This is a genomic window from Cytobacillus gottheilii (assembly GCF_900166665.1).
Taxonomy (GTDB): Bacteria; Bacillota; Bacilli; order Bacillales; family Cytobacillaceae; genus Cytobacillus; species Cytobacillus gottheilii_A.
Genome location: NZ_LT800494.1, coordinates 1,623,848 through 1,624,527 on the forward strand (window position 1 = coordinate 1,623,848; position 680 = coordinate 1,624,527).

Annotated in this window: 1 pseudogene; it reads left to right on the forward strand. The window is 65.9% G+C overall.

Annotated features, from left to right (window positions below):
* Positions 1–680 (forward strand): annotated as a pseudogene (locus tag B7E07_RS25600) (collagen-like protein); the annotation flags it as partial.

Here is a 680-nt window from a genome sequence, read left to right on the forward strand (position 1 = left end):
ACGGGCCCAGCTGGAGAAGTGGGTCCCACCGGAGCCACAGGAGCACCTGGAGAAGTAGGCCCGACTGGAGCCACGGGTCCAGCTGGAGAAGCGGGTCCAATTGGAGCTACAGGTCCCGCCGGAGAAGCAGGTCCAATTGGAGCCACGGGCCCAGCCGGAGAAGTAGGCCCAACGGGAGCCACGGGCCCAGCTGGAGAAGTGGGTCCAACTGGAGCCACAGGAGCACCTGGAGAAGTAGGCCCGACTGGAGCCACGGGCCCAGCTGGAGAAGTAGGTCCAATTGGAGCCACGGGCCCAGCTGGAGAAGCAGGCCCGATTGGAGCCACGGGCCCAGCTGGAGAAGTAGGTCCAACGGGAGCCACGGGCCCAGCTGGAGAAGTGGGTCCAACTGGAGCCACAGGAGCACCTGGAGAAGTAGGCCCGACTGGAGCCACGGGTCCCGCCGGAGAAGCGGGCCCAATTGGAGCCACGGGTCCAGCTGGAGAAGTAGGTCCAATTGGAGCCACGGGCCCAGCTGGAGAAGTGGGTCCCACCGGAGCCACAGGAGCACCTGGAGAAGTAGGCCCGACTGGAGCCACGGGTCCAGCTGGAGAAGCGGGTCCAATTGGAGCCACGGGCCCAGCTGGAGAAGTGGGTCCAACTGGAGCCACAGGAGCACCTGGAGAAGTAGGCCCGACTGG